This window comes from Pseudomonas sp. HS6 (assembly GCF_023375815.1).
Taxonomy (GTDB): domain Bacteria; phylum Pseudomonadota; class Gammaproteobacteria; order Pseudomonadales; family Pseudomonadaceae; genus Aquipseudomonas.
Genome location: NZ_CP067412.1, coordinates 2683469 through 2706686 on the forward strand (window position 1 = coordinate 2683469; position 23218 = coordinate 2706686).

Annotated in this window: 5 protein-coding genes; all 5 read left to right on the forward strand. The window is 62.9% G+C overall.

The features are described from left to right. The first annotated feature begins 113 nt into the window (after positions 1 to 113). Genes JJN09_RS12205 through JJN09_RS12225 form a run of 5 tightly spaced genes read left to right on the forward strand, consistent with a single transcriptional unit; the run spans position 114 to position 23214 of the window. A complete protein-coding gene (locus tag JJN09_RS12205) occupies positions 114 to 9122 on the forward strand; it encodes a non-ribosomal peptide synthetase (RefSeq protein WP_249490351.1) in 9009 nt (3002 codons plus the stop codon). Continuing rightward, on the forward strand, positions 9119 to 13231 hold the full coding sequence (locus JJN09_RS12210; RefSeq protein ID WP_249490352.1) for an amino acid adenylation domain-containing protein: 4113 nt from the start codon (positions 9119 to 9121) through the stop codon (positions 13229 to 13231). The genes JJN09_RS12205 and JJN09_RS12210 overlap by 4 nt, the downstream gene beginning before the upstream one ends. Continuing rightward, entirely contained in the window at positions 13228 to 22323 is a 9096-nt protein-coding gene (locus tag JJN09_RS12215; protein WP_249490353.1) for a hybrid non-ribosomal peptide synthetase/type I polyketide synthase, read from the forward strand. Before JJN09_RS12210 ends, JJN09_RS12215 begins: the two co-directional genes overlap by 4 nt. A 14-nt stretch (positions 22324 to 22337) precedes the next feature. After that, entirely contained in the window at positions 22338 to 23006 is a 669-nt protein-coding gene (locus tag JJN09_RS12220; protein ID WP_249490354.1) for a hypothetical protein, read from the forward strand. Then, positions 22999 to 23214: an MbtH family NRPS accessory protein gene (locus JJN09_RS12225; RefSeq protein WP_249490355.1), complete on the forward strand. Its 216-nt coding sequence runs from the start codon at positions 22999 to 23001 to the stop codon at positions 23212 to 23214. The genes JJN09_RS12220 and JJN09_RS12225 overlap by 8 nt, the downstream gene beginning before the upstream one ends. Positions 23215 to 23218: the final 4 nt, after the last annotated feature.

Here is a 23218-nt window from a genome sequence, read left to right on the forward strand (position 1 = left end):
TCTTCCTGAATTCGAATGACCGAACCGGTATCTGATGCCGGAGCCTGACTGGCGGGGCGCGTGCTGTCTCTGCCTGATCACAAAAATAATGCAGTCATGGACGGTAGCCTCCGATGCTAGACAACACTTCCTTGCGTGGGATGAATCCCGTGCAGCCCGACGTTTCATCCTCGATTCCGTTCGACACCGATCTGTGCGTGCACGGCCTGTTTGAAGCGCACGTGCTGCGCAACCCCGAGGCCATTGCCGTACGTTGGCAGGAAGAGGCGCTCAGTTACCGCGATCTCAATATCCGGGCCAATCGACTGGCCCATCACCTGCGCAGCCTTGGGGTCGGGCCGGATGTGCGGGTGGGGATTTGTCTCGAGCGTTCGCTGGAGATGCTGGTGGGCGTGCTCGCAGTGCTCAAGGCCGGAGGCGCTTATGTGCCACTGGACCCGGCATATCCGCAAGCGCGGCTGGCGCACATGCTGGCCGACAGCGCGCCGCCGGTGGTGTTGACCCACGGTCAGGCGCGGCATGTCTTGTTGGCCGCGCTCGAACAATCGGCCACTGCACCGACAGTACTCGATCTGGGTGATTCAACACATTGGGCTTCACAGTCACCGGACAATCCCGATCCTTACGCGACAGGCCTGACACCCCGACACCTGGCCTACGTTATCTATACATCCGGTTCGACAGGCACCCCGAAAGGCGTGATGGTCGAGCATCGCGGGCTGATTGCCGTGAGCGCTGCCTGGGCACAACTCTATGCCTTGGGTGAGCCGATCAATCACCTGCAAATGGCCGGTTTTTCCTTCGACGTGTTCAGCGCCGATCTGATCCGTGCGTTGGGGTTTGGCGGCACGCTGGTGCTGTGCCCTCGGGACACTTTGATGGACCCGCCGGCCCTGTATCGCTTGATGCAGGAAGCGAAGATCGGCTTTGCCGACTTCGTCCCGGCGCTGCTCAATCCCTTGCTGGCCTGGGTCGAAGAGACCGGCCATGACTTGTCATTTCTGCGCACCGTGGTCTGCGGCTCGGACATCTGGACTGCCCACAGTGCGCGGCAATTGCGCAGGCTCTGTGGTGAGCGGGTGCAGATCGTCCAGGCTTATGGCGTGACCGAAGCGAGCATCGACAGCACCTGTTTCGAGTTCACCGAAGGCAGTCAGGTCGACGCGGTGTTGCCCATTGGCCAGGCACTGCCCAATACCCGGATTTACCTGCTGGACGAGCAAGGATTGCCCGTTGCCGAGGGTGTCGCCGGCGAGCTGTACATCGGTGGCGTCGGCGTGGCGCGGGGTTATCTGAACCTGCCGCAACTCACTGCCGAGCGTTTCATCGACAACCCGTTCGTGGCGGGCGAACGCTTTTACCGAACCGGGGATCTGGCGCGTTACCGCACGGACGGTCAAGTGGAGTTCCTCGGCCGCAACGACTCCCAGGCCAAGTTGCGCGGTCTGCGTCTGGAACTGGGGGAAATCGAAACCCGGCTGGCGGACATTGCAGGCGTGCGTGAAAGCGTGGTGCTGCTGCGTCAGGACGGCCTCGGTGAACCTCGACTGGTCGCTTATTACTGCGAAAAACCGGGCACAACGCTGAGCCCGCGTTCATTGCGCGAACAGCTGCAAATCAGCCTGCCGGATTACATGGTTCCGACTGCATTCGTGCGTCTGGATGCGTTTCCGCTGACCGCCAACGGCAAGGTCGATCGGCCCGGTTTGCCGGCGCCGGACGTCGAGGCATTCGATCAGCAGGAATACCAGGCGCCACAGGGCTCTTTGGAAACTGCGCTCGCCGCGATCTGGGCCGAGGTGCTCGGCGTTGAGCGAGTGGGGCGTGAAGATCAGTTCTTTGCCCTCGGCGGTCACTCGCTGCTGGTGATGCGTGTGCTGGCGCAGGTTCGTCATACGCTAGGGCTGGAAGCCGCGCCTTCGACCCTGTTTGCCGCCCCCGTTCTGAAGCAGTTCGCCGAACGGCTGCAAGCCAGTCAGGTCGCGGCTCGTCCAGCCATTGCGGCCCTTGAACGGTCTGGCGCGCAAACGTTGTCGTCTGCTCAGCAGCGCCTGTGGTTTCTGGCACAGATGGAGGGTGGCAACGCGGCGTATCACATGCCCCTGAACCTGCGTTTGCGTGGATCACTGGATGTGCCGGCACTTGAGCGCAGCTTCAATCAACTGGTGGCGCGCCACGCTGCACTGCGCACGACGTTCATCGCCGTCGAAGGGGAAGGACGGCAGCAGGTTTCACCACCTGCGCACAGCATTCGACTGACCGTAACCGATCTGCATGGTCCCGATACTCAAGAACTTCTCACACGGTTGATCGACGAGGAGGGCGACCGGCCGTTCGACCTGAGCCGTGGCCCGCTGATGCGCGTAAGTCTGGTGCGACTGGCGGCGGACGATCATGTACTGCTGCTGATCCAGCACCACATCATCTCCGATGGCTGGTCGATGGGCGTGCTCACTCGTGAGCTGGGGCAACTATACGAAGCGGCGTTGCAGGATCGCGACGATCCGCTGCCGCCATTGCCCGTGCAGTACGTGGATTACGCCGTGTGGCAAAAGCATTGGCTGTCCGGCAACGTGTTGGAGCAGCAAAGCTGTTACTGGCGCGAAACCCTCACAGGCGCACCGGTGCTGCTCGAGTTGCCGACCGATCACAAGCGTCCGCCCGTGCAGGATTACCTCGGCGGCTTTGTCCCACTGATCGTTGACGAAGCTTTGACCACGCGCCTGAAAGCCTTGGGCATGCAGCAAGGCACCACGCTGTTCATGAATTTGCTGGCCGGTTTTTCGCTGCTGTTGTTGCGCCTGTCGGGGCAGAGCGATGTGGTGATCGGCGTGCCGTCGGCCAACCGTCCGCAACAGGAACTGGAAGGGTTGATCGGTTTCTTCGTCAACACCCTGGCCCTGCGCATGACCCAATCGGGTACGCCGTCAGTAGCGCAATGGCTGCAACAGGCGCGGCGGGTTGCGCTGGAGGCTCAGGAGCATCAGGACCTGCCGTTCGAGCAAGTGGTGGAATTGCTCAACCCGCCACGCAGTCTGGCCCACAGTCCGTTGTTCCAGGTGCTGTTTGCCTGGGAGCAGGATCAGGATTCCGACCTGCTGCTGACCGGGCTTGAAGTCACGCCGGTCGAGAGCAGTCATCACGTAGCCAAGTTCGATCTGCAACTGGCGCTCAGTGAACGGGACGGGCAGATTGTCGGTGGGCTGGAGTTCGCCTCAGGCCTGTTCGAACGCGGCACCGTCGAGCAGTTCGGCGAGTACCTGCGTCGGGTGCTGACGCAAATGGTCGAGGACAGCCAACAGTCGCTGGTGAGGATCAAGCTGCTGAGCGCCGAGCAACACCAGCAGATCGTTTATGACTGGAACCGTACCGCACAGGATACCGCGTCGCTGCCCGATTGCGTGGCGCGTTTCGAAACTCTGGCCCGGCAAACGCCCGATGCCGTGGCGCTGCTCGCCGACCGCGAGCAACTGAGTTATGGCGAACTGAACCGCGCGGTCAACCGTCTCGCGCATTACCTGATCGAACAAGGCGTCAGCCCCGAGCATCGCGTCGGCCTGTGTCTTGAGCGTTCGCCGCAGATGGTTATCGGCCTGTTGGCGATCCTCAAGGCTGGCGCCGCGTACGTGCCATTCGATCCGGCTTACCCGAGCGAACGTCTGGCGTTCATGTTCAGCGATGCCGCGCCGACCTTGCTGTTGACTCAGTCCAGTCTTTTGGCCGGACTGCCGGCTCACGAGGCGAAAGTCTGCTGCCTGGACACTGACGCATCGCAATGGGCACAACACTCAACTGATGAACCGCAGGTCTCGGTGAGCCCGGAAAACCTCGGCTATGTGCTCTACACCTCCGGCTCCACCGGCCGCCCGAAAGGCGTGGCCCACAGCCGTCGTGCGCTGAATAACCTGATCGCCTGGCAACTCGATCAAACCACGGCACCACGGCGTGTGCTGCAATTCGCCTCGCTGAATTTCGACGTCTCTTTCCAGGAAGTCTGCAGCACGCTCTCCCAGGGCGGCAGCCTGTTGCTGATGACCGAAGACGGCCGCAAGGACCTCGCCGCGTTGCGCCCGACGCTCGTGGCCGAAGGTGTGCAGCGGGCGTTCCTGCCGTTTGCCGTGTTGCAGCAACTCGCCGGTCTGAGCGAGGCCGATGCACCCATGCCGGCCGGTGGCTGCGAAATCATCACCGCCGGTGAAGCCCTGCAAATCAATGACGAGCTGCGCGGTTTTGTCCGTGGGCTCGGTGGGGCGCAGTTGCACAACCAGTACGGGCCGACCGAAACCCATGTGGTCAGCCAGTTCAGTCTTGCCTGTAGCGAGGCCGAATCCTGGCCGGACGCGCCGCCCATTGGCCGGCCCATCGCCAACGTGCGGCTGTACGTGCTGGACGAACACCTGAATCCCGTCCCGGTCGGCGTGGCGGGCGAGTTGTACATCGCCGGCGCGTGTCTGGCCCGGGGTTACTTGAACCGCCCGGACCTGACCGCCGAACGCTTCCTGCCGGACCCGTTCAGCGAAGAACCGGGCGCGCGGATGTACCGCAGCGGCGACCTTGCGAAATTCCAGGCCGACGGCAACGTGAAATACCTGGGACGTATAGACCAACAGGTGAAACTGCGCGGCTTTCGCATCGAACTCGGCGAGATCGACAGCCTGCTGCATCAACAGCCCGGCGTGCAGGAAGCCGCCGTGCTGTTGCGTGAAGACGTGGCCGGGGACAAGCGTCTGGTGGCGTATGTGGTCGGCTCCGCGACCAGTGAATTTCTGCGTGCCGAACTGCAACGCCAGTTGCCCGAACACATGATCCCGAGTGCCTGGGTTCGGCTTTCGCAATTGCCACTGACCCGCAACGGCAAGCTCGATAGACAAGCGCTGCCGGCACCGGAGCGCAGTGCCGGGGCAATCTACGAGGCGCCGCGCAATGACACCGAACGGCAAATGGCCGAGATCTGGGCCGAAGTGCTCAAGTGCGAGCGGGTCGGCATCTACGACAACTTCTTCGACCTCGGCGGCCACTCGCTGCTGGCGACCCGGATGATCTACGCGATCAACCAGCGCATGGGTGCCCAGCTGTCCCTGAGCAGCCTGTTCCAGACGCCGGTTTTGATGGATCTGGCTGCACAGGCCTCGCGTGATGATCAAAGTATCGAGCCGGCGTTCATCCAGATCGAGCCGGATCGTGGCGCCCGACATGAACCATTCCCTCTGACCGATATCCAGCAGGCCTACTGGTTCGGTCGCGAGGCTACGGTCAGCCTCGGTGGCGTCAGCGCCCACGGCTACGAAGAACTGCGGATTCCCGACTTCGACGCCGAGCGTTTCGAACGAGCCCTGAATCGCATGATCCTGCGTCACGACATGCTGCGCGTGGTGTTCCTCAGCGACGGCACGCAACAGGTGCTGGCGCAGGTGCCGACCTACTGCATGCCCCGCAGCGATCTGCGCGGTTTGCCTGTCGACGTGGCGCAACACACGCTGGAAACGACCCGCGAACGCCAGTCCCATCAAGTGCTGGACGCCAGTCGCTGGCCGCTGTTCGAGTTCAGCCTGTCGCTGCTCGATGACGGCATCACCCATCTTCACATCAGCCTCGATGCGCTGATCGTCGACGCCGCGAGCACGCAGATTCTCGCCCGCGAATTGATGGCGTTCTACGTCGATCCGACGCTGGAACGGGCGGAACCTGGCCTGACCTTCCGCGACTACGTGCTGGCCGAACAGCAACTGCGCAGCGGCCGCCGCTACGAACAGGCGCTGAGTTACTGGCGCGAACGGGTGACCACTCTGGCCCCGGCGCCAGACCTGCCGCTGGTGTGCCAACCCGAAAGCGTTACCAACCCGCACTTCACCCGCCGCGACCGCGACATGTCGGCCGCGCAATGGACGAAACTCAAGGCGGTGGCCAAACAGTTTGCGGTGACGCCGTCGGTGATGCTCCTGACAGCCTTCAGCGAAGTGCTGGCGCTGTGGAGCCGCACCCCGCGTTTTACCCTGAGCCTGCCGCTGTTCAACCGTATGCCGCTGCACCCGGATATCGACGAAATCATCGGCGACTTCACCTCGCTGGTACTGCTGGAAGTCGGCATCGACGGAACTCAAACCTTCACCGACAAGGCCCGCGCCGTGCAGGCGCAGCTCTGGCGCGACATCGATCATTCGGTGGTCAGCGGCGTGCGGGTGCTGCGCGAATTGTCCCAGGCCCGGGGCGTGCAGCAGACGGCAATGCCGATCGTGTTCAACAGCACGCTGTCGGAAGCAGCGCCGGAACTGGCCGAGTTCAACCTGGCCGACGCGTTGAACGCCAAACACATGCACAGCATCACCCAGACCCCGCAGGTATGGCTCGACCACACCTTGCTGGAGCTGGAAGGACGGCTGTTGTTCAACTGGGACAGCATCGACGAACTGTTCCCGCAAGGCATGATCGAGCAGATGTTCGTCGCCTATAACACGCTGCTGGATCGCCTGTGCGAGCCGCAAGCATGGAACGCAAACACGCCACAACTGCTGCCGCAAGCGCGCTTGCCGGCGCCGGTCAACAAACAGCAAACGTTGCCGTTGATGCACGAACTGTTCGAGCGTCAGGCCCTTGTCACGCCGGATGCACTGGCGGTGATCGGCGCGCGACAGTTGACTTACGCCCAGGTGCGCAGCGAAGCCCGGCAACTCGGCGCCCGACTGCAAGCGCAGGGTGTGATGCCGAACCGCTTGGTCGCGGTGGTGATGGAGCGCGGCTGGGAGCAAGTAGTCGCAACCCTGGCAATTCTGTATGCCGGCGGCGCCTACCTGCCCATCGAACCCAGTCAGCCAGCGGAACGGTTGCGGCATATTCTGGAGCGGGCCGAGGCAAGCCAGGCCCTGACCCAACCGGAGTTGCTCGACAAAATCGAATGGCCGGCGCAGGTCACGGCCATTGCCGTGACCGATGAAGTCTCAAACGATGGACTGCCACTGCAACCAGTTCAAGTGAACGAAAGCGACCTCGCCTACGTAATCTACACCTCCGGCTCCACCGGCCAGCCCAAAGGCGTGGTGATCGATCATCGCGGTGCGGTCAACACCTTGCTCGACATCAACCGGCGCTTTGCCGTCGGCCCGAACGACCGCGTATTGGCGATCTCTTCGCTGAGTTTCGACCTGTCGGTCTATGACTTCTTCGGCACGCTGGCGGTAGGCGCGGCGGTGGTCATCCTCGACCCGCAACTGACCCTTGATCCGGCGCACTGGCTCGAATTGATCAAGCGTCATAAGGTCAGCCTGTGGAACTCAGTGCCGGCGCTGCTTGGCATGCTGGTCGAGTACGTGGAGGGCGAGGGCGGCGCGTTGCCTGCCAGCCTGCGGGTGGCGATGCTGTCCGGCGACTGGATTCCGTTGACCCTGCCCGAGCGGGCCTGGGCCTTGCAGCCAGATTTGCAACTGATCAGCCTGGGCGGCGCCACCGAAGCATCGATCTGGTCGATCTATTATCCGGTGAAGCACGTCGACCCGGCCTGGCGCAGCATTCCCTACGGCAAGGCCCTCGATCATCAGCGTTTCTACGTGCTGGATGAAGCGCTGCAAGTGCGCCCGACCTGGGTTGCGGGTCAGCTGTACATCGGTGGTATAGGTCTGGCGAAAGGTTACTGGCGCGATGAAAAACTCAGCGCAGGCAGTTTCTTCGCTCATCCACTGACCGGCGAACGGCTGTATCGCACCGGCGACCTGGGCCGTTTGCTGTCGGACGGGAACATCGAGTTCCTCGGTCGCGAAGACAATCAGGTCAAGGTCCAGGGCTATCGCATCGAGCTGGGCGAGATCGAAGCCGCGCTCAATCGTCATCCCGGCGTGCAGAGCGCGGTGGTGCGAATTCTTGGCAGCACGCTGGGTGAGAAACGTCTGGCAGGCTATGTGCTCAAGGCTGATCCAGCGTTGCAGGCGAGTGATTTCACCGACTACCTGACGGACAAGCTGCCGGCTTACATGATTCCGACGTCGTTTACCTTCGTCGAAGCCTGGCCGTTGTCCTCCAACGGCAAGGTCGACAAGAAACGCCTGCCGGAACCGGCACAAATCGAAGAACAAGGGCCGGCGCTGGACGTCGAGGGCCCGCAGGAACAGCGGCTGGTGGAAATCGTGCAGGACGTGCTCAAGCGCGAATCCATTGCCGCCAACGCCAACCTGCTGAACCTCGGTGCAACATCGATCGATATCGTCCGGATCAGCAACGCTTTGTCCGGCGCCTTGCAGTTCCGCCCGCATGTGGCGCAGCTGCTGGCCCAGCCGACGTTGCTGCATCTGCTCGGCATGTACCGCCAGAACCTTTCCCGCCAGGAGCTGCTCGGCAACGTTCAGCAGACACCGGAAACAACGCAGGATGTCATCGAAGATCCGCAACAGCGGGCGCAGTTCAAGGCTGAACAACGTGGCCGTCGTAACTTTGCTCAAGCCCTGCCGGCAGTGGCATTGGAACTGCCACAAGACCCGGCCTTCACCCGACGTTTGAGCGATTACCGCTCAGTGCGTCAATACGATCTGCAACCGATCGCCACCCAAGCCTTCGCGCATTTGTTGGCCGCACTGGCCCAGGGGCAACTCGACGGCGAGGTGAAATACCAGTTCCCGTCGGCGGGCGGCCTGTACCCGATTCAGGCGTACCTCTACATCAAACCGGATCGCGTGCTCGGCGTGCCCGGTGGCGCGTATTACTACGATCCCCGCCAGCATCGTTTGCTGGCGCTCCAGAGCGGATTGCTCGACCCGGACACCTACGACTATTTCGTCAATCGGCCGGTGTATGAGGACGCCGCGTTCTCGCTGTTCTTCATCGCCGACATGGCGGCGATTCGTCCGCTGTATGGCGAGCGCAGCCGTGATTTTTGCCATATCGAAAGCGGGGCTATGGCCCAGTTACTGAGCATGACTGCCGTCGAGCACGGGTTGGGCCTGTGTGGAATAGGCTCGGTCGAGGAGCAGCAACTGACGGCGCTGTTCGACCTCGGGCCAAGTCATGAGTTGATCTACTCGATGATCGGCGGGTTACGTACGGCCGATGAACAACACCGCGTGCCGGTCGAGGCGTTTGCCATCGAGTCTGTGACCGCAAGACTGGACGACGAAGACATGGAGGAGTTCGAAGTATGAATGCCGATCAATTGCTGGCGCTGTTCGTTCGCCATGGCGTGGTGCTCGAGGTGGACGGTGACAAGCTGCGTTGCAAGGCGCCTCGCGGGTTTCTCACAGAAGAGCTGACCCAGGCGCTCAAGCGTCACAAACAGGAATTGATTGCCTTGCTCAGCGGGCACGATGACGCATTGATTTCCCGTCGTGTTGGCGAGCAAGCGGCGTGGCCGTTGTCGTTCTCGCAGCGGCAATTGTGGTTTCTCGATCAACTGGAACCCGGCAATCCGTTCTACAACGTGCCCACGGCGGTGACGCTAAAAGGGCAACTGAACGTTGCGTTGCTGGAGCGGGCGCTGAACGAACTGGTTGCCCGTCACGAAGTCCTGCGCACGACGTTTTGCAGCGTGGACGGCGAACCGCGTCAGGTGGTGCATTCGTCGATGCCGCTGTCGTTGTCGGTAACGGATCTGCGCCAGTTGCCTACCGCCGAACGTGAGCAACAAGTTCGATTCGCCGTCGAGCAGGACGCTCGGGCGCCATTCGATTTGGCCACTGGCCCGTTGCTGCGGGCGTCGTTAGTGCGTGTGGACGACGACGAATACCTGTGGCTGTACAGCGTGCACCACATCATCGCCGACGGCTGGTCGATGGGTGTGATCCTGCAGGAAGTCGCCACGCTGTACGGCGATTATCTGCGTGGCGAAACACCGAGCCTGGCGCCGCTGCCAGTGCAATACGCCGACTACGCCTGCTGGCAACAACAGAGAGTGGGCGGTGCCGTGCTGGACGCCCAACTCGATTACTGGCGTCGCACCCTGGACGACGCGCCACTGTTGTCGACTTTGCCCAGCGACCGGCCGCGGCCGTTGGTGCAGCGCTATGTCGGCGCCACTTTCAGCTCCTCCGTCGATGGCGACACCTTGCGCGAACTCACGGCGCTGGCCCGCCAGACCCAGGGCACGCTGTTCAACGTGCTGCTGGGCGCATTGGCGGTGTTGTTGTGGCGCCACAGCGGCCAACAGGATCTGTGCATCGGCACGCCGTTCGCCAACCGTAATCGCCCGGAAATCGAGCCGCTGATCGGTCACTTCGTCAACACGCTGGTGCTGCGTCAGCGCCTGAATCCGCAGCAGACGTTCGCCGAACTGCTGCGCGAGGTGCGTGGCCAGATGCTCGACGTCCACGCCCATCAGGATGTGCCGTTCGACCGCGTGGTCGAAGCCGTCAACCCGCAGCGCGATCCCGCTCATTCGCCGCTGTTCCAGGTGATGCTGGTGCTGCAGAACACCCCCGGCAGCGGCGTACAGATGTCCGGTCTGGAACTGGCGCCGTACAGCACGAGCAGCGCCACGGCCAAGTTTGACCTGGCGTTCGAATGGGTCGAACGGGAAGGGCGGCTGGACTTGCTGGTGGAATACAACACCGACCTCTACGACGTCGCGACCATCGAACGCCTGAGCGGGCACTACCGTCATTTGCTCGAACAGATCGCCGCCGATGCCAAGCAACCGATCAATGCCTTGCCGTTGATGAACGAGGCTGAGCGTCAGCGGGTGCTGGTCGACTTCAACTGCACCGCGCCGCTGACGCAAGCGGCGTCATGTGTACATCAGCTGGTCGAAGCGCAGGTCGCGTGCAACCCTCAGGCCTTTGCGGTGGTCTTTGAAGGCGAGTCGCTGAGCTACGCCGAACTCAATGCCCGGTCCAACCGACTGGCGCAGCATTTGCGCACACTAGGCGTCGGCCCGGACGTGCGCGTGGCGGTGTGCATCGAGCGCTCGTTGGAGTTGCCGGTGGCACTGTTGGCAGTACTCAAGGCCGGCGGCGCCTATGTGCCACTGGATCCGGATTACCCGCTGGGGCGCCTCAGCCATATGCTCGGCGACAGCACGCCGGCGGTGCTGCTGACCCTCGGCTCGGCGCACGGGATTTTGCGTCAGGCTGTGCAAGGTTCGACCTGGGAAGCACCGATTCTCGATCTCGAAAAAGATGCCGCGAACTGGGCGTCGTTGCCGGCGGACAATCTCGATCCGCGCCATGTCGGCGTCACCCCTGATCATCTCGCCTACGTGATCTACACCTCCGGCACCACCGGGTTGCCCAAGGGCGCGATGGTCGCTCATCGTGGCTTGAGCAATCTGCTGCTGTGGTGCTTGCAGGTCTGCGGTGAAGCGGGGGCGATGCTGCACAAGATCCCGTTCGGTTTCGATGCCTCGGCGTGGGAGACGTTCTGGCCATTGGCAACTGGCGGGCGTCTGATCATTGCGCGACCCGGCGGGCATTACGAACCGGCGTATCTGGCGCGTGAGGTGCGCGAGCAGCAGGTCACGGCGCTGGTGTTTGTGCCGGCGATGTTGCAGCTGTTTTTGGAAGTCGAGGAAGTCAGCCGGTGTACTTCTCTGACCGATGTGTTCAGCGGCGGCGGTGAGTTGCCGCCAGCCCTGGCCCGGCGTTTTCAGGAGCGCTTGCCCCTGGCGCGGTTGCACAACGTCTACGGCCCTACCGAAACCACGGTGATCAACAGCATCTGGACCCTGGAGCCCGGCGCCGAAGTACCGGCCTGGCAACTGTCGATCGGTCGGCCGATTTCCAACAACCGTTTTTACGTACTCGATGACCGCGATGAGCCGGTGCCGGTGGGTGTCTCCGGGCAGTTGCACATCGGTGGCGTGGGCGTTGCCCGGGGTTACCTGGGGCTGGCGCAGCTCAGTGCCGAGCGTTTTATCGACAATCCGTTCGTGGCAGGCGATCGCCTCTATCGCAGCGGCGATCTGGCGCGCTATCGCCCGGACGGCCAGCTGGAGTTTCTCGGTCGAAACGACTTCCAGGTCAAGTTGCGCGGTGTGCGTCTGGAACTCGGCGAGATCGAAGCCCGGCTCGAAGCGTTTCCCGGCATTCGCAGCGCCGTGGTGCTGATGGTCGGCGAAGCGGCACAGGATCAGCGACTGGTGGCTTGTTGTGTGGTCGCCGAGTCGATGGATGAGGCGGCGGTGCAGGCCCATTTGGCGACGACGCTGCCCCGAGCCGTCGTCCCCGGCAGTTATCTGTGGCTCGACGCCCTGCCGCTGACCGCCAATGGCAAGGTCGACCGTGCTGCGCTGACAGCGTTGGCGGACGAGGAAATGGTCAATCGCCAGGTCAACCTGAGCAGCCCGCGCGATCACATCGAGCTGACGCTGTACCAGATCTGGAAACGCCTGCTGCTGGTGCCGCAGATCGGCATTCGCGACAACTTCTTCAACGTCGGCGGCACCTCCATCGCCGCGATCAAGATGGCCCATGAAATCAGCCAGGTGTTCGCCGTTGAAATGCCGGTGCGCGTGGTGCTCAGCTACCCGACCATTGAGGCGCTGGGCGGCTGGCTGCGGGTCGGGGCCAACCCGGCGCTGGCCCAGAGCAATCTGATTGAGTTTCGTCGCGGCACGGGTCAGAGCAATGTGGTGTGCATTCATCCGGCGGGCGGTACGGCGTTCTGTTACCTGTCGCTGGCCAAAGTCCTGCCAGATGAGGCCGGCGTCTACGGCGTGCAATCACCGGGGCTGAATCCGGGAGAGCGCACCGAGCCGACAGTCGAAGCGATGGCCGAAGCGTATCTGCGATTGATCGAACCGCTGACGACGCACCCGCTGATCCTCACCGGACTGTCATTCGGTGGGCTGGTGGCCTATGAAATGGCGCGGCGTTTGACGGCGGCGGGGCATCGTCGGGTGACGGTGGTGCTGCTCGATACTCAGGGCAGCGACGAACCGGGTTTCCGCGAGCAGATCGGCACCGTGGACATGGCCGAGTTCCGCGACAAACTGGTGCGCTTCAACGGCATGTACCCCGGTATCGAAGACGCGCAAGTCGAGCGCTATTTCCACATTTACAACCACAACCGTCTGGCGATGGCGGCCTATGAATGTGCGCCGCAAGCCCGGCGTGTGGTGCTGATTCAGGCCCGGGAAGATTTCAGCAGCCATCAGTTGCATGAACTGCGCGGATTCTGGCGTCACCGCGCGGGTAGCGGCTATCTGGCGAAACTGGTCAGCGGCGGGCACTGGGACATGCTCGAAAGCGCGGAAATCCATCGGGTCTCGCAGATCATCCGTCAGGAGCTGCAACGCTTCGACGCGCAGGAGGCGAAATGATGAGTGCGTCCAAAGACATGACGTTGCTTGCGCGTTTCGCCGAGCAAGTGAAGCGTAATCCGCAAGCTCCGGCCGTCATCGACGGAGCGGTAACCCTGACTTACGCGGAACTGGCCAGCGCCAGCGAGCGCATCGCCCGAGGGTTGCTGGCGCGTGGCGTCGAGCCCGGGCAATCGCTGGCGTTGTGCATGCCGCGTTGCTGGCAGTGGCTGGCGGCTATTCTTGGCGCGCTGAAAGTTGGCGCGGTGGTGGTGCCGCTGGACCGTGCCAGTCCGCTCAAACGCCGTGAGTTGATGCTGGCGGATGCGGCGTGTGTCGGCCTGATTACCCAGGATGAGGAATCGCTGTGGTCGCCTTCACTGTGGCAAACCAGCGTCGAGGCCTTGCTCGATCAACCGGACGTCCCACCGCAAGCGCTGGCTGAAGACTTTGCCGAGGTGATGTTCCTGTTCTACACCTCGGGCACCACCGGCACGCCGAAAGCGGTCGAGGTCGGCGAGCGCGGCTTGCTGCGCCTGGTGCACACCGACGGCTATATCGAAATTCGTCCGACGGACCGCTTCGCCTGTCTGTCCAACCCGGCGTTCGATGCGTGCAGTTTCGAGCTGTGGGCACCGCTGCTCAACGGTGGCTGCTGCGTGATGATCGCCGACGAGGACGTGCTGGATGCGCGGCGGCTCGCCGAACTGCTGGAGCGGACGCAGGTCGACAACCTGTTCATGACGGTGTCGCTGTTCAACACCTTGATTGCCGAATGGCCGTCGTGCTTTTCCAGCGTGCGGCAGGTGCTGATTGGCGGTGAGCAGATCAGCGCTGCGGCGGTTCGTGCATGGTATCGGGCCAATCCAGAGAGCCAGTGCCGGATTCATAACGTCTATGGCCCCACCGAATGCACCACGTTTGCCCTGTGCTGGCCGATCAGCCGTGACTTTACCGGCGACTCGGTGCCCATTGGCCGCCCGTTGCCGGACACCCGCGTGCACGTGCTGGATGAGCAGCAACGACCGGTGCGGGCGGGAGAAGTGGGCGAGCTGTATTTGAGTGGCAGCGGTGTTGCCCGTGGCTATCGCAACCGGTCCGAAGAAACGGCCCGTCAGTTCGTCCGACTGCCCGACCTCGATGGTGGCGCATACGTCCATTACCGCACCGGCGATCTGGTGCGGCGCAATGCCGAAGGTTTGATGGAGTGTCTGGGACGGGTCGACCGTCAGGTGAAGATTCGCGGCTTCCGCATCGAGCCGGGGGAGGTGGAGCAACGGATGCTGGAGCACCCGGGCGTGGCGCAGGTGTATGTTTGCACCCGGCGTCAGGCGGCAGAAGATCATCAGATGCTGGCGTTTATTGTGCCGCGCGGGGATCTGGACTATCACGCCTTCGAAACCCATCTGCGGGCACAACTGGCGCCGTATATGCGACCGCATCAATTGTTTCTGCTGGAGCGCTTGCCGCTGACGGCTAATGGCAAGATTGATCGTGAGGGGTTGCTGGCGCAGGGGCTGAGTCCGTGGCATCCAGTTTTGGCGGCGATGGAAGACGACAACGCTTCACCGGAGCTGGACTGGTTGCTGAGTCAGGTCCGTTCACTGCTCGGTCAACGGAGTCTGAGTGCACAGGATGACTGGCTGGGCAGTGGCGGCGATTCGCTCAAGGCCATGCGTTTGCGTTCGGCGATTCGTAACCGTTGGCAGCGCGAGATCCCCCTCGACACTCTGCTCAACCAGTCTTTCTCATCATTGGCCGGACAACTGATGAGTGAGCGTGGCGATTCGATCTATCCACCTGCGCCTGCGATCAGTCGTGCCATACGCTTGCCGGCCACCGCTGAACAGCGCCGTTTGTGGCTGTTGCAACAACGTTCGCCGACCTCGACCGCTTACAGCGTGCCGCTGATTCTGCATCTGGCGGCGAGTATCGACGTCGCGGCTCTGTCCGAGGCCGTGGGACGTCTGGTGATGCGTCATCCCGGATTGCGCACGGCGTTCGTGCCCGGTGCCGATGGCCTCGATCAGGTGATCGCCGACCAAGGCTCGGCGTGCCGTACCTTCGCGGTCGGGCATATCACCGAGGACAATTGGCAGGCTTTCGCGGAGCTGGTCTTTGCCGCGCCGTTCGACCTGACCACGCCGAACCTGTTTCAGGCGTGGCTGTTGCCGTTCGCCGATGGTAGCTGTCGGCTGCTGCTGAATCTGCATCACATCATCGTCGATGGCTGGTCGGTGAACCTACTGTTCGACGACCTGACGCAGCTCTACACCGACGCAGTGCAAGGTCGCGAAAGCCCGGAATCGCGAGCAAATCTGACGACGCTGGAATTTGGCCAGTGGCAGCGCCAGTGGGGCGTCGATCCGTATTATCGCGACCAGCGTCGCGCCCTGGCCGAGTTGCATCGTCGGCAGGAGGAACCGTCACCTGCATTGATGCCAATGCGCGAAATCAGCCCGGACGCTCGGTTACACCGGGAACCGTTAGGCGCCGCACGCAGCACCGCCCTCGAACGCTTTTGCACGCAACAGCGACTGACCCGTTTCGAAGTGCTGTTCAGTGTTTTCGTCTGGAGCCTGTACGCGTTGACCGGGTGCGAGCGGCCCCGGATCGCCAGCCCGGTGGCCAACCGGCCGCTGGCGGAATTCGAGGACAGCGTCGGCATGTTTGCCAACACTGTGCTGATCCCCACCGCCTCTGATCACGCACTGACCCTCGGCGAGCAGTTGCGCAAGCAGACCGCCGCCGTGCGCGAGGTGCTGGCGTTGCAGGACGTGGCGCTGGCGGATCTGGTGGAAGACCTGCGGCTGTCGTCAAATACCGCGCTGTTCGATTTCATGTTCGTGCTGGAAAACACGGATTACGCGGCGCTGGCCGATTCAAATCTGCGCGCCACGCTGGAGTTCAACGAGCATCTGCAAGCGAAGTGCCCGCTGACCTTGTTGATGGTGGGTAGCGGTTCGCAGCTGGAATGCTGGTGGGAATATCAGTGCAGCTACTTCGATGCTGAACAGATGCATACGGTGAACGCGCTGTTTCGCCGTGGTCTGGACCTGTTGCTGGAAACCCCGGCGACTACACTCGACAGTCTGCTCGGTCCTTATCGACACGGTTTGGCCCCGGCCAGTGAAGGGCCGAAGGGCGAACTGCCGTTCATTACGCTCGCGGACTGGTTCGAGCATCAGGTGCATTGCACGCCGGATGCGGTTGCGCTGGTTCAAGGTCAGCGCCGCCTCACCTATGGCGAGCTGAATGGACTGGCCGACGCTCTGGCTGCTGACTTGGTCGAGCGTCATCCGTTGCCGGCCGGAAATGTTCCGCTGCATGTCGTGCTGTTTCTCGACGCGTCGGTGGAACACATCATCGCCTTGCTGACCCTGGCCAAACTCAACCTGACGGCCGTGCCGCTGGATCCCGCTTACCCGATGGCGATCCAGCGTCAGGTGATGGAGCAGGCGCAGCCGCATTGTGTGCTGTTCAGCGACACGACGGCGGCCGCGCTCGATGATCTGAATGCCGGCCGGTTCGCCGTGCATCGGGTCGATCTGCGCGCCGATGCCGGATCGTTCGAGCGTCCACGCCACACTGGTGAGCGACCGCTGTACACGCTGTTCACCTCCGGCTCGACTGGCACGCCCAAAGGTGTGCAAGTGCCGGAACGCACCCTGTGCAACCTGCTGCAATGGCAGCGCAGCGAAGGGCAGTTGCCGGCGAAAGCGGTGACCTTGCAATTCTCCATGCTGTCGTTCGATGTGTCGTTTCAGGAGATTTTCAGCACCCTGTGCGGGGGCGGCAGCTATCACCTCATTACGCCGCGCTGGCGTCAGGATGCCGAGGCGTTGCTGGATTACATGGTCGAGGCGCGGATCGAACGGTTGTTCCTGCCGTACGTGGCTTTGCAGCATCTGGCGCAAACCGCTGTAGCCCGGGGTTTTTACCCGTCGGCATTGCGCGAAGTGATCACCGCCGGGGAGCAATTGCTCTGTACCGACGCGCTGCGCAACTGGTTCGGCGGCATGCCCCAAGCTTCATTGTTCAATCACTATGGCCCGACCGAAACCCATGTGGTCAGCGCCTTGCGTTTGCCAGCCGTGGCGCGTGACTGGCCGTTGCGGGCGCCGATTGGCCATGCTGTTGGGAATGCCCGGTTGATGTTGGTCGATGAGCACGACCGCCCGGTGCCGAACGGCTGCCGTGGTTACCTGCTGGTGGCGGGGCCGATGGTTGAGCGTTGTTATCTGGCAGATCCTGCGTTGAATGCGGCGCGGTTCGTCGAGTTGGCAGAGGGCCGCTTGTTCTATCGCACCGGCGATCTGGCGTGGGCCGACGCCCAAGGCTGTCTGCATTACCTGGGACGTGATGATCAGCAGGTCAAACTCAGCGGCCATCGTCTGGAGCTGGGGCAGATCGAGGCGGCGCTGATGCAGGTGCCGGACGTGGTCAACGCGGTGGTGGCGGTTCAGGTCGATCCACCGCGACTGACCGCGTGGCTGCAACTCGATGGCGAACCTGCGACGTCGCAACAACTGGATCGGCAGGTCGCACAACGACTTCCGGCCCATGTGCGCATCGATGAGTATCGACGAATCGACGTCTGGCCACGGACTCCCAGCGGCAAGATCGACCGCAAGGCCTTGCCGGCTCTGGGCGAAGCGCTTGAGCGTCGCAGCACGCCACAACCGGGTGTTCAATTGACCGCACTGGAACGGCAGCTGAGCGAGCTGTTCCAGGCAGTGATCGGGCGGGGCATCGAACCGGAGCAAACCTTCTTCGAGGCCGGCGCCACGAGCCTCGGCCTGATGCGCCTGCACGCGCGCTACGCCCAGGAACTGCCGCACAAGGTGACGATGGCCGACCTCTTCGAGCACGTCACAGTACGGCGTCTGGCGGCGCATCTGTCGACCGCCCCGGTGGCAGCCGTGGAGCGCGTACGGCAAGCCGATGCAGGCCATCAACCGATGGCGATCATCGGTATGTCGGTCAATGTGGCCGGGGCGCAGAACCTGTCCGAGTTCTGGGCGATGGTGCAAGGCAACGAGTTGGGCATCGAGCACTTTGCCGCCGAAGACGGCCTGATCGGCGCCCGCAGCCAACTGGCCGGCATGCTCGATTTCGATCCCGAGTACTTCGGCATCAGCCGTCAGGAAGCGCGGCTGATGGACCCGCAACAGCGGCATCTGCTGATGGGCTGTGTGCAGGCATTGCAACATGCGGCCATTGTCCCGTCGGCGGACGGACCGCGCATCGGCCTGATCGCCAGTTGCGGCGAAACCACGTATTTCCAGCAGATGTTGCGTGACACGGCCGAAGGCGATCTGCCGGACGGCTTCCAGATGGCGCTGCATCACGACAAGGACTTTCTGGCGACCAAAGCCGCGTTTCACCTGGACCTCAACGGCCCGGCGCTGAGCGTGCAGGCGGCGTGCGGCAGCTCGCTGATCGCCGTGCACCTGGCCAGTTCGATGCTGCGCCAGGGTGACAGTGACGTGATGCTCGCGGCCGGTGTGCTGATCGATCCGACCCTGACAGATGGCTATCGCCACCGTTCGCAGCACATCTTTTCCGCCGACGGTCTATGCCGCCCGTTCAGCGACGACGCCAGCGGGACCATCGGCGCCAGTGGTTATGGCGTGGTGGTGCTCAAGCCATTGGCCAAGGCGCGTGCGGATGGCGACCGGATCTACGCGTTGCTCGAAGGTTCGGCGCTGAACAACGATGGCCGGGCCAAGATGAGTTACACCGCGCCGTCGGTGGCCGGGCAGAGCGCGGTCATCAGTGACGCCTTGAGTCGCGCCGGGTTGACCGGCGCGGACATCGGCTACATCGAGGCCCACGGCACCGGCACCTTGCTGGGGGACCCGATCGAGGTCGCGGCGTTGACCAAGGCGTTCGGCGAGGTGCCGGCCGGCAGTTGCGCGCTGGCCTCGGTGAAGAGCCAGATCGGACATCTGGGCGCGGCGGCGGGGGTGGTCGGGCTGATTCGCGCGAGCCTGGCGGTGTTCCATGGCGTGCTGCCACCGAACCTCGGGTTTGGCCGGATCAATCCGCAGATCGATCTGGAGCATTCGCCGTTCTACGTGCCCACCACATCGCGGCCATGGCCGGAGGGGCGGCGGCGTCTGGCCGGTGTCAGCAGTTTCGGGATTGGCGGTACCAACGCTCATGTGATTGTCGGCGCTGCACCCAAGGTGCAGGAGGTGGTCGGGGAAACGCTGCCACTGTTGATGATCTCGGCTCACAGTCGAACGGAATTGCTGCGCGATATCGCGGCGATCCGCGACTATCAGCAAACGTTCCCGGAGCAGCACACCGCGTTGCTGCGGCACTTGCAGTCAGGTCGCAGGCAACTGCGCTGGCGCTTCGGGATGGTCTGCCAGCCGGGTGATGAAATTCCTTTGCAGCCGACATCGATCAAGGAAGTCACTGCCTCGGGGACACAGCTGATAGCCCGGGACCATTCACCACAAACGGTGCTGGAGGCGTGGTACGAAGGCGCAAATATCCTGTGGTCGCAGCGCTCGGCACCGCCGCCGTGGGATTTGCAGCCATCGTCGTTCGATCTTCAGACTTATCGGTTTCAACCCGCTGGCGAAATCGTTGCCCCCGTTTCGGCAGGCATTGAGCGGCAACCGCTGGCGCAGTGGTTCCATCAGCGGCAGTGGGTGCGTGTCCAACGCCTGAGCGTGAAGGCATCGGATGCCAAACGAGAAACGCTGATCCTTTGCAGTCATGAAGCGCCCAGCTCGACGTTGCTGGAGCACCTGCGAGCGGTATATCGACGCGTAGTCCAAGTGCGCGCCGGCAATGGCTTCAAGCAACTCGGTGCGGATCGTTTCGAGCTGGATCCGCTGGACATCGAAGACTTGAGCCGGTTGCTCACCGAGGTCGTAGAACCTGAACTCGGCGAACTCGACTGGTTGCACACCTTGCCACTGGCGGTGTCAGGCGCAGTCAACGAGCAATCTCTGGATCTGGCGCAATGGGCCTGTCTGGACACGGTCAGCGCGCTGATGCAGGCCTGGGGGCAAACCGCGCGCACGACGCGACTGCGGCTGTGGTTGATGTCGTGGCAGGCGTGTCCGGTGGATGGTGAGGTTCGGCGTCCCGAACTGGCGGCACTGGCCGGGATCAGCGAAGTGGTGCCGCAGGAATACCCGGTGCGTTGCCACTGGCTGGACTGGCCGTCGCCGCACCTTGATACACAGGCCGGGGAGCTGGCGGCGTTGCTCGGAGACCCGGCGGTGTTGCCTCGGCGGATGGCGGTGCGTGACGGTTACCTGTGGCAGCCACGGTTGATCGCTCACCCATTGCCGGGGCCGACCACGACTTCCAGCCTGCTGCCGGAAGACGGCACGTTTCTGGTCCTGGGTGGAACCGGTGGGATCGGTCGGACCCTGTGTGAACACCTGCTGCAAGCGCCCGCGCGGCGTGTGGTGTTGCTCTCGCGTCAGGGGCGATTGCCTGCAAATCTGACGGCTTATGCGTCGCGGATCGATTGCATTCAGGCGGACATCGCTGACCTGTCGCGTTGGCCGCAAGTACTCGATCAACTGGCCCGACGCTACGGTCAACTGACCGGGGTCATTCATGCGGCAGGTGTCGGCGCGGGCAGTCTGATTCGTCACCGCGCCCCCCGGCAGATGGCCGAGGCGATGGCCGCCAAGACCCGCGGCATGCTGGCGGTCGAAGCCGTGATCGAACAGCTTTCGCCGGGTTTTGTCCTGTACTGCTCGTCGATGTCGGCGCTGTTCGGCGGCGCGGGGCATCTGGATTATTCAGCTGCCAGCGGTGTGCTCGACGGCTTCACTCATTACCGTGCGGATTCGACCAATACTTGCCTGCGTCTGGGGATCAACTGGGATATCTGGCGCGACATCGGCATGGCCACGACCAGCAATGGCGGGGACGCTGCGCACCTGGAGCATCTGACGGTCGGCTTGTCGGCGGAAGAGGGTTGTCGGGTATTCGATCTGGCGATGGCAGCGCAGTTGCCGCAGCTGTTGGTTTCCACCACCGGCATCGACACGGCGCGGTGCTTCTATCCGGTTCGCCATGGCGCTGTGGGTGCGCAGGCCGAGGCGCCGAAGGGCGTGGATCTTTCCGTGCGCCTGCGTAAATGCCTGTGCAAATGGCTCGGCGTCGCTGAGCTTGAGGACGACGATTCGCTGTACGACCTGGGCGCGGATTCGCTGACGTTGCTCGATCTTATCGACGAACTGCAAGCGGCTACCGGCGAGGTGTTCCAGTTATCGCAGTTCAGCCACAAGGTTAGCCTGAGCGAAGTGTTGGGGCTGGTGGCAGATTCCACGGAAGAGGCTTCAGCGGACGCGCCGCACAACTGGAACGACGCGGTGCGGATCGATCAGTGGCATGCCGGCGCCGGTCGCGAGTGGCTGTACCTGATCCATCCGGTGGGCGGCGATGTTCAGGCCTACCGGGAACTGGTTTCGGCGTTGCCGGCGGATCTGGGGGTGTGCGTGATTTCGGACCCCGCGTTGCGTCTGCCGGCGCTACCGAACATCAGCATTGTCGAGCGCGCCCGGTTGTATCTGGAGGCAATCAAGGCTCACATTCCGGACGTTTGCGCCTGGCGTCTGGCGGGTTGGTCGTTCGGTGCCTGGGTGGCGCAGGCGCTGTGTCAGCAAGCCCAGGCGGACGGTTTCAGGCAACCGCTGCTGTACCTGATCGATCCACCCGCGCCGGATGCCGGTGCGGAACTGGCCGGCATCGACGAGCGGACCATCGAGCAGGTGTTCCAGCGTGAGTTCGCCCAGCGCTGGCCCGGCGTCGAAGGGCAGGCGATGTCCGAGGAACGTAAGGCTTATCTGCAACGGCTGACGGTGTGCTGTCGCAACAACATGACCAGCATGGTCGATTTTCAGCCGCCCGCGCTGACCACCACCCCGGTGCGGATGTTCATCGCCGGACACGCCAATCCTTATGGGCTGGGTAACAACTGGAACATGGAAAAGCTGCAACGCAACTGGCAAGCCTTGCTGCCGCAGTTGCAGAGCTGGCAGCGACTGGACACCGATCACTACGGCATCGTGGCGGGTCGCTGGGCGCGCATGCTGGCCGAGGTCATTGGCACGGATGGGCTGTCGATATGAATGAGTCGATTTCAATGCCTCGCTGGTTGTTCACATTGATGCAGGTGCTGGGCGAAGGGCAGCCCGAAGTCTTGCATCAGCGGATGTACAGGTTCGATGAACCGCAGTCGCTGCGGCGGGTTCATCGCTGGCATGCCGACGTGGTGCTGCCGATGCTGTGCGAGGCATTGCCGGAACATCGGCCAGCGCTGCTCGCATTACAAAGCCTGCATCAACGGGCGGCGCTCGGCTTGTCCGGGCGTCAGGGTGAATGGCGGGCCACGCTCAAACCGGTGTTGCTCGCGCTGTATCGACGGGCCTATGCCTACGAGACGGCGTACGCCCAGGCCCATGCGAGTGCGATGACTTACGGCCTCGCGCCGACCAACACCGTGATGATCGCCGAGCACTTTGGCGATGCCGAAGCGTTTGCGGTGTATTACGCGCAATTGAATACCGAGGCCAGTGCCACGGCGTTTGCTCAGGCTCATGCCGCCGCCAATGCTGAAATCTCGTCTCGGGCCTTTGCGACTGACGATGCTGACGCGTACGCGCAAGTGTGCGCGGCGTCGGCGCGGGTCTGCGTCTGGGCCTGTGCGCAGACCGACGAGCAACGGAATGTGCTGTTCAACAGGCTTGCCGAAGGGCTGATCCAGCACCTGCCGGCGCTGCAATCCCATTCAACAGGAGAACGACATGAATGACGCACAGCTGCAATTCGTTGTGGTGATCAACGCCCAAGGTCAGTATTCCCTGTGGCCGGCGGGCAAGCCGATGGCTAGCGGCTGGAGCGCGGCCGGGATGCGTGGCGAACGTCAGGTCTGTTTGGACTACATCAACCAACACTGGGTCGACATGCGCCCACGTTCGCTGCGCGAAAACCTGTCGCCGTCGTCGGCGTCGTTCCAATAAAAAA

Excerpts from the sequence above, each read along its gene's own strand:
- JJN09_RS12215 (WP_249490353.1), top strand. The coding sequence starts at position 13,228 with ATGATGAGTGCGTCCAAAGACATGACGTTGCTTGCGCGTTTCGCCGAG.
- JJN09_RS12220 (WP_249490354.1), top strand. The coding sequence starts at position 22,338 with ATGCCTCGCTGGTTGTTCACATTGATGCAGGTGCTGGGCGAAGGGCAG.
- JJN09_RS12210 (WP_249490352.1), top strand. The coding sequence starts at position 9,119 with ATGAATGCCGATCAATTGCTGGCGCTGTTCGTTCGCCATGGCGTGGTG.
- JJN09_RS12225 (WP_249490355.1), top strand. The coding sequence starts at position 22,999 with ATGAATGACGCACAGCTGCAATTCGTTGTGGTGATCAACGCCCAAGGT.
- JJN09_RS12205 (WP_249490351.1), top strand. The coding sequence starts at position 114 with ATGCTAGACAACACTTCCTTGCGTGGGATGAATCCCGTGCAGCCCGAC.